Below are 8,157 nucleotides of genomic sequence, written 5' to 3'. Positions count from 1 at the left end.
CGGCCGAAACGGTTCGCCGTCGTTTAGGAAACTGGTACTTGGGACTCTGTGATCAGCCTCCACGGAATGCATCGAGCGCGCAGGAGTGGGGGCTATTCATTTATGGAGCGGCATCGATTGCTTACCGCCTCTTTCTGACGTTCTCGATTCTCTGGTTTCTACAGAGTTGGTTAAAACCACACGGGCTCGCCCCCGTGGTGCACGTGCTTGGGGGACTGATGCTGGGCATGACGTTTCTTTTGCCCCCACTTCAGTTGCTGCGATGGATTCAGCAGCCTGCGCAACGAAGCCGAGTTAATTGGGGGCGTTTTGTTGCCAGGACCGGTGCGACGGCCCTGGCTTTCGCCTGGCTGTTTCTGATGCCCCTGCCTGCGTGGATCAATTCGTTCGCTTCCTGTGAAATGAATGACGCAGCGCGGGTTTATGTCACGGCGGAAGGAACTCTGGTAAACAGCATCGCCGTCGGTACAGAGGTTGGGGCGGGGCAGGAGGTCGCGTGGCTGGTTGACCCGAGGTTGGAACGAGAGCTCGCACGACTACATGGTGAGAGCGAGGAATGTCGAGTCCGACTGGAACAACTGGAACGCCGTCGAGTCCAGGATGCGACCATTGCCGCTCAAATTCCGATCGTTCGCGAAGCCTATCAGGATCTGAAACAGCAGTACGATCGCAGAACGAAGGATGCTGAGCGACTTGTCCTTCGTGCACCGCGAGCGGGGTCTGTGATAGCACCCTCCCCGGCACCTCGAGTAACCTCCGATGCCCTCCCTTTCTGGTCTGGTTCTCCCCTTGATGATCGCAATCGTCACTGTTTTTTACGAGCGGGAACGACTGTCTGTCTGATCGGGGACCGTACGGACCTGGTGGCGATGCTGCTGATCAGTCAGGAAGACTTTCCCTTCGTACGCGTGGGGCAGCAAGTGCGAATCGAGTCAGCGTCATCGCCGGCAGCAACACTCGACGGGGAAATCACGGAGTTGGCGGAACTGGATCTTGACCGTGTTCCCCCGAATCTCGTCCAGCGGGCGAACCTGCCGACTCGTCTAGCATCCACCGGAACGATCAGGCCCTACGGGACGTGGTATCAGGCTCGAGTTCAATTGCCCAAACAAGAGAATCTACCCCTGCCCGGAATGGTGAGTCGCGCCCGCATCCAGATTGAACCGCAGCCGCTGCTGGCCCGGTTTCAGCGATGGTTCCGACGAACGTTTGCGTTGAGTGACGCGTAGACTGGTCGCGTGGGTAAGCAAGAACAGCTTTCCCATCAATCAGTGGGCTTAGCTGCCCGGAAATGAACACAGCCCCGCGACATCGGTATGGGAACGATGCGGCGGGGCTGTGTCAGCGACCCAAGCGAGGGTAGTCAACTGCAGGTCAGCTCACTTTGAGGTCGACCTTGTGCCAACCGTTGTACTGATAACCTTTCATGTTCCAGGGAGTCTCCTGCGGTTGTGATTCGTCGTCAGTCGTCACCGCACGAACAAGGAGGCTTTGCGTCTGTGGGGTCAGTGGAACTTCGACGGACCAGTGAAGCCAGCAGAAGTCACGGATGGGCGAGGTGATCCTGGTCGACTGCCAGGTACTACCGCCGTCTGCCGAAACTTCAACCGTCTTAATCCGGGTGCCGGTACGGCCGCTGGATAGTGCAACGCCGCGAACGGTCAGACGCTCTCCGGAAACCATCGCGTTCGGCGCGGGAGAGCAGATGATCGAGTTCAGCGGGTATTCGTAGATCGGAGGCGCCGCGTCGACTGCTGCGGGGGTGTCTTCCGTGATCACCTTGTACGCGTGGGCCAGATAGTGGTTGGGCGAAGGCTGATCGCTAACGGTGATTTTGGAGAGCCATTTGACGCTACGGGCGCCAATAAAGCCCGGAACAATTGTGCGAAGCGGGTAGCCGTGTTCGGTGGTGAGAGGCTTTCCGTTCATCATTGTGGCCAGCAGGCAGCCTGGAGCTGCGGGTGTGTCTGCCAGAGCTTTCTCGAGAGGAATCGAGCCACCGAATGGGAAGGTCTCTCCCTTCTCGGTAATCTCGTCCAGGCCTTCGAACCAGACGTGTTTGGCTCCGGGCTTGATTCCTGCTTTTTTCAGTACGTCTGACAAGCGTGATCCGCGCCATTCGGCGTTGCCGATGGCACCAGCATCCCACTGTACGCCAGGAACCTTCTTGACTCGATTGAACTCGGTTCTCCGATTCCCCGAGCAAGTCAGTGTCGCTGTGACCGAGTGCAGTCCGAATTGTTCAGTCAGTTCTGACAGTCCGAGGGTGAGAGGCTTCTCAACCAGACCGTCGATGGTCAGTTTGTATCCCTTCGCATCGATTTTGGGGGCAGTCCCGTGGTTGCGGATGAAGAAGGCCGCTGTCGGGGTGATCCAGTGTTCGAGCAATTTATCCAGTGAAGGCTCTGCATTGAGGGGCGTTTCCGTCCTGACGATCAACTGGTGGTCAGGAGGGACCTGCTGTGCCGCAAGCCACTGCGGAGAGTTGGATCCAATCAGGTACAGGCCGATGCCGGTGCTTCCCCATTTCAGGCAATCGCGACGACTGAGTTGTGACAACATGGTGTGGCTCCTCGTAGGGCAATTGAAATCAAACCGGTGTTCCCGATTGTACGTGTATCCGAAGGTTTTACCTAGACACTCTTCGGGGTTGCGATCATTAAGTCGAGGGGAGGATTTGCCGCAATCGCGTTTCCAGAAGGTCCTGGCCAGCAAGAAACTCAAGTCCGATTTCGATGGCAAGTAATGGAGGGCCCTTCCACTGGTCCGCAGCAATCTTCACAAGGTCTTTCTGCGTCGTCAGCACGACATCTGCACCGACAGTGGCCGCCAGTTGTTCGAGTTCAAGGTGGTCGTTTCGCGAGTAGTGGTGGTGGTCTGCGAAGTGACGGAACTGTTTGCAGTTCGTTTCAATCGACGAGACTGTCTGCTCGAACCCTTTGGGGTTGCCAATCCCGCAAAATGCGATGCAGTTCTTGTCCTTAAGTGTGCTCAACGGATGGGCCTGCCAGTGGAGATCCACCGCTTGCGTTGGCTTGAAGGCCAGATCGATGCAAGCAGTACCGGGGCACAGGCGCTGCAGTTCGGATCGAAGAGTTGCGAGATCGTGTTTCGAACACTGATTCGCTCTGGTAATCAGGATCAAATCAGCTCGTGATAAGCCGGTTTGCCGTTCTCGCAGGAGTCCACGGGGTAACGGATATCCGTAGCCCCAAGGCTGCAGGGCATCGATAAGGACGAGGTCCAGGTCGCGATCCAGTCGCCGGTGCTGGAACCCGTCATCGAGTAAGAGGACGTCACAGCCGAATTCCTGAGCGGCTCGTCTGGCGGATCCCACACGGTCCTTCTGCTGTAAGTGAGGGACTTCCGGGCAAAGGCGGTCGAGGACCAGTTTCTCGTCATTTCCGCACGGGGGCGGGTCGCCTGTGTTGCTTTGGTCGGTGGGGCTGAGTGCGCGATACCCACGGCTGAGCAATCCCGGGCGGCGACCGCAGGCACGCAGCCAATTCGCAAGCCAGGCTGCGGTGGGGGTCTTTCCCGTTCCGCCTGTGGTGATATTGCCCAGACTGATGACCGGGACAGAGACGCGATGGGTCTTGAGCCAGCCTTGGTCGTACGCTGTATTGCGCACCGTCATCACTGCGGAGTACGCTGATGAAGCGAGTGTTAATCCACCCCGAAGCAGGGAGGCGACTGGGCCAGCACGGCGGCCAGAGAGCAATTCGTGCAGCGCCGCTTCATCCATGGAAAAATTCTCGAATCCTGCCAGCTAAGGATCCTGTGATGAGCCAGAAAGAGCACTGGCGTGCGAAATCGCACGCCAGTGACACTCAATGTTCTGGACTGACGTTAGCATCCTGTCAGGCCAATTCAGCGATCTTCCGGCAGATCGCATCGGCCATCTGGCTGGTGCCAACGGCGGTAGGATCGGTCCGGCTTGCCTTGAGGTCGTAGGTAACGTCCTTGCCTTCGGCGATGACCTGGGCGACGGCTTTTTCCAGTCGGTCGGCGGCCTTGGTTTCTCCGAGGTGATCCAGCATCAGCTTGGCGGACAGAATCAAGGCGGTTGGGTTGACCTTGTTCTGGCCCTTGTACTTGGGAGCACTGCCGTGGGTTGCTTCGAAGATGGCCGCATCTGCACCGTAGTTGGCGCCTGGGGCAACGCCGAGACCGCCGACGAGACCAGCACACAGGTCGCTGAGGATGTCGCCGTACAGGTTGGGAAGCAGAATGACGTCGTAGAGCTCGGGCTTCTGCACGAGCTGCATACACATGTTGTCGATCAGGCGTTCCATGTAGGTAACCTTGCTACCGTCTGGAACCTTGCCATCGAGGGTTGGGTCGCTCTTCGACTTCAGTTCTGGCTGTTCGAACTTGGCATTGAACGATGCGGCAACGGCACGAGATTCATCGTACCAGAGACCATCGGTGAACTTCATGATGTTCGCTTTGCAAACCGAAGTGACCGACTTGCGGTTGTGCTTGACAGCGTAGTCGAAAGCGAACTTCGAAATGTTCCGGGTACCTTCGACCGAGATCGGCTTGATGCTCACACCGGTGGTGTCCAGTCCGGTGCTGATCTTGCGGCCCGTCGTGGCCTTGTTGATTGCCTGAATCAATTCTGCGGTGGCAGGAAGGCCAGACTGAAATTCGACGCCAGCGTAGAGGTCTTCGGTGTTTTCCCGGACCACGACGAGGTCGACATTCGAGTCACTGAAGTAGGTGCGAACACCGGGGAAGCTTTTGCAAGGACGCAGGCAGGCGAACAGGCCCAGTTCCTGGCGCAGGAAAACGTTAACCGAGCGGAATCCCTTGCCGATGGGGGTGGTGATCGGCGCCTTCAGGGCGACTTTATTCTTGCGAATCGAGGCGAGAACCGAGTCGGGTACTTTTCCGACCTTTTCAATAACTTCAATACCACAGTCTTGCACGTCCCAGTTGATCTTGACGCCTGTGGCTTCCACACACTTGCGAGTCGCTTCGGCAATTTCTGGACCGACACCATCGCCTGGGATGAGAGTGACGTTATGCATAGTACCTGGTGATTCTTTCTCAGAAGGACAAACGTTTGCGAAAGGCCGGTCAATCCGCATCCTTTGCGACACCCGTTCCGTGAAATGGCCGTACCAAATCTAACAGGAAATGCGAGTTGCTGTCGCGTGTTTCGACACGAACGTGAAGGCTTATCAGACCAACCTTCGACGCTATCACAAGTTGCAGAGTCGATGCAAGTGATCGCATCGGCCCTGCCGGTCACATTTCTTGATCATCATGGCCGGTGAGGGGGGGGGAGAATGTGGTAAAAAGCCACTTGTCATGGAGCAAGTTCACAATCTCAACGGGTGTCACTTGAATAATCCTGTCTTACAAAAGTAATGTGGGTACACGTTCGGAGGCGTCTTTTTGGCGCTGGCAGACGCTCCTTCCAGGAAGTGGAGGTTCTGACGATGGCTGCACGGATGGCACGACGGTTCGTGGTACTGCTCCTGATCTCGTTCGCGTACAGAGCTGACGCCACGGAGCCGATTGAAGAGTTGCTGGAGGCCACCTTTCGGGTCACCGACGACGATCATTCCGGGACCGGCTTTCTGATTGCCTCAAGTGCCACAGACCCTGATCGGCCCCGGCGAGTGATTCTTGCAACGGCTGCTCATGTCTTCGAGCAGATGTCGGGCAACGAATGCCAGATTATGTTGCGGACAAAAGCCCAGGAAGATTCCTATTTGCGAAGTCCCCATCGCCTGGCCATTCGGAACCAGGGAGAGCCGCTTTGGACTCGCCACCCCGACGTGGATATTGCCACCTTGCAGTTTGACTTGCCCGAAGGAGTTTATGCGAAGCCGTTTTCCCTCGAACAGATTGCCGATGCCTCGCGAGTCCACGATCGGACGGTGCGCGTGGCTGCAGAAACGTGGATTCCCTGTTTCCCGGCGAAACTGGAGGCGAATGAGGCGGGCTGGCCAGTCCTGCGTCGGGGCTCCATTGCCTCACATCCGCTCAGTCCTGTTAAATCGGCGAAGACTCTGCTCGTCGATTATCAGGCTTTCGGCGGTGACAGCGGGGCGCCCGTGGTGATGGTTGTCGACAACCGCCCCCTGGTCGTGGGGGTCGTCCATGGCATGCACAGGCAGACGGATCGTTCCGTGCTTCCTTTTGAAGAACGCACGCTTCACACGCCATTGGGGCTGTCCATTGTGACACAAGCGGCGTTTCTGCACGAGACGATCGAACTGATGCAAGCCAGGTGATTGCTGTTGCATTCTGAATCATGTGGATAAAAGGCGGGAGTTTTGTCGTTGTCGCGAACGTCGAAGAGCATTGCAGGAACGAACTGAATTGGCTGATCGTTGTTCAGAGTGCATTTTGGCTGCTTTTCCGAATCCGCAGACTCGACATCATTCTCCCCTTCTGCTGAACTTACCCTGGTAATGGGGCGTTACCTAAATTGACGGTGCTGCATAGCAGCTCGCGCCCCAGGGAACGCAAGGACAGGCTCATGCAAACGACACGGTATTTACATCTGGTAATAACACTGTGCGTCTGGTTCTCAGGTATCGCACCCGTGTCGGCTCAAAATGCTGGAAGTCCCGCTTCTGAGAAAGAGAAATCGCCAGAACGCTTGATTTACATGCCATTTAAGAGCTTGAAGTCGGTCCTGGAAAAGCCCGAAGGGTCGGTCCTGATTCCGTACGCCGACTACATCCGCATGTGGGAGAAAGCGTTTGGCGACGGACTGCGAAAGGCAGAGCAGGCTCCCGTCGCCGCGGTAATCTCGTCCGCCAGCTACTCGGCGACCGTTGAAAAGGATGTCGCCCAGATCTCGGCAGTGTTCAAGGTGCAGGTGTTGGAGAAGGGGTGGGCGGAAGTTCCGGTCAGGTTTGGAGAAGCCGCAATTGGGAAGTTGACCTCCGATTCGGGAAAGGTGCTGCTTCGCGGGACGGGAAATGGGACTTATTCTCTCTTGTTTCCGACAGTGGGAGAGCACAAGGTTGAGCTTGAGCTGACTGCTCGAGTTCGATCGGCACCTGAAGGCAAGAGTATTGAGCTGGAAGTTCCCCCCGTCGGCATCACCGAATTTGAACTGATTGTTCCAGAGGCAGATCAGGCATTGGAATTGAAGCCCCGCCTGGCCACACAGCCCATGGAGCTCGCGGAAAAGCAGTCTGGTATCAAGGCGTCCGTCGGTTCCACTGACAAAATTTCTGTTCGCTGGCATCCCCGAATTGGAACCAAGCCAGAGATGGAACTTCTCGCCAGTGCCACCAATCTGACTCAGGTTACCGTGGCCGACGGCTTGGTGCATACGGATGCGTGGCTGACCTACGAGGTCCTGCGTGGCCAACTCGACAAGTTGAAGCTGGTCGTTCCCAAAGGCCATCGAGTACTCGACATCACCTCAGATGCCCGTGTGAAGGAATGGAACGCGAGCGAAGAGGACGATCGTCAGATCGTCAGTGTGGAATTGCTCAGCCGAGTGGAAGGAAAGATTGTTCTCGAGATTCACACTGAACGCGCATTGCCCGACGACGCTTTAGATATTGCCGGTCAGGATGGAGCGACCGCATATGGAATTCACGCGCTGGACGTGATCCGGGAAAGCGGAGCAATCTCGGTGAAGTCTTCCAGCGACCTCACGCTCACCGTTGAAGAACAGCGAGGGTTGCTGCGTGTTGACGAAAATGACATTGATCAGAAGCTCAGGCATCCTGGCTCGCTCTACTACAAATACTACAGCCTCCAGTTTCGCTTACGCGTGCTGGCGAAGCCGGTCGAACCGCGGATGGTCGTCGATCATCAGTCACAGCTCGTCTTCCGTGATGACCAGTTGCGACTGAAATCGATCCTCAATTACTCGATCGACCGGGCCGGGGTCTTCGAACTGAATTTCAAACTTCCGGAAGGTCTGACGATCGAAAATGTCATCTGCGATCAGATGAAGCAGTTTGATGTTTCGCCTGATAAGTCGATGCTGACGGTTGGGTTGCGGGAAAAGACTCAGGGAACAATCACCCTCACGGTGACGGCCGTGCGTGAATGGGACGCGACGGGGCAGGAAGAAGATCAGGTTGCACCACTTCTCGAGCCGGAAAAGGTCGAGGTTGAGGTGGGCCGAGTTCAGATTTATGCGCCGGAAGCCATCGATGTCATCTCGGATGT

6 protein-coding genes are annotated in these 8,157 nt (G+C 56.6%); 3 read left to right on the top strand and 3 right to left on the bottom strand.

From position 1 onward, the window contains the following. The coding region (locus VGE80_RS18430) for a hypothetical protein (RefSeq protein WP_440593683.1) at positions 1–1,229 on the top strand (1,229 nt) is incomplete at its 5' end. A gap of 145 nt (positions 1,230–1,374) precedes the next feature. Here VGE80_RS18430 and VGE80_RS18425 read toward each other — a convergent pair. The 3 genes from VGE80_RS18425 to VGE80_RS18415 all read right to left on the bottom strand — a co-directional run bounded on the left by VGE80_RS18425 (position 1,375) and on the right by VGE80_RS18415 (position 5,033). Beyond that, positions 1,375–2,562 (bottom strand): molybdopterin-dependent oxidoreductase, encoded by a 1,188-nt coding sequence (locus tag VGE80_RS18425; protein ID WP_440593682.1) that lies wholly within the window; start codon positions 2,560–2,562, stop codon positions 1,375–1,377. A 97-nt stretch (positions 2,563–2,659) separates the two neighbouring features. Then, positions 2,660–3,745, bottom strand: coding sequence for a tetraacyldisaccharide 4'-kinase (gene lpxK, locus VGE80_RS18420; RefSeq protein WP_440593681.1), 1,086 nt, complete (start codon positions 3,743–3,745; stop codon positions 2,660–2,662). 115 nt (positions 3,746–3,860) lie between these two features. Next, positions 3,861–5,033, bottom strand: coding sequence for an isocitrate/isopropylmalate dehydrogenase family protein (locus tag VGE80_RS18415; RefSeq protein ID WP_373649227.1), 1,173 nt, complete (start codon positions 5,031–5,033; stop codon positions 3,861–3,863). A 414-nt stretch (positions 5,034–5,447) separates the two neighbouring features. Here VGE80_RS18415 and VGE80_RS18410 point away from each other — a divergent pair, with 414 nt between their 5' ends. After that, entirely contained in the window at positions 5,448–6,248 is an 801-nt protein-coding gene (locus tag VGE80_RS18410) for a trypsin-like serine peptidase (protein WP_440593680.1), read from the top strand. A 314-nt stretch (positions 6,249–6,562) separates the two neighbouring features. Beyond that, positions 6,563–8,157 (top strand): hypothetical protein (locus tag VGE80_RS18405; protein WP_440593679.1); only part of this gene is annotated, 1,595 nt, incomplete at its 3' end.

The sequence above is a fragment of the Schlesneria sp. genome (assembly GCF_036405755.1).
Taxonomy (GTDB): Bacteria; Planctomycetota; Planctomycetia; order Planctomycetales; family Planctomycetaceae; genus Schlesneria; species Schlesneria sphaerica.
This window is presented reverse-complemented; position numbering and strand designations above follow the sequence as displayed.

What these genes read in the sequence shown, in the direction of transcription:
- VGE80_RS18425 (WP_440593682.1), bottom strand. Translation starts at nt 2,562, where the DNA reads ATGTTGTCACAACTCAGTCGTCGCGATTGCCTGAAATGGGGAAGCACC.
- lpxK (WP_440593681.1), bottom strand. Translation starts at nt 3,745, where the DNA reads ATGGATGAAGCGGCGCTGCACGAATTGCTCTCTGGCCGCCGTGCTGGC.
- VGE80_RS18415 (WP_373649227.1), bottom strand. Translation starts at nt 5,033, where the DNA reads ATGCATAACGTCACTCTCATCCCAGGCGATGGTGTCGGTCCAGAAATT.
- VGE80_RS18410 (WP_440593680.1), top strand. Translation starts at nt 5,448, where the DNA reads ATGGCTGCACGGATGGCACGACGGTTCGTGGTACTGCTCCTGATCTCG.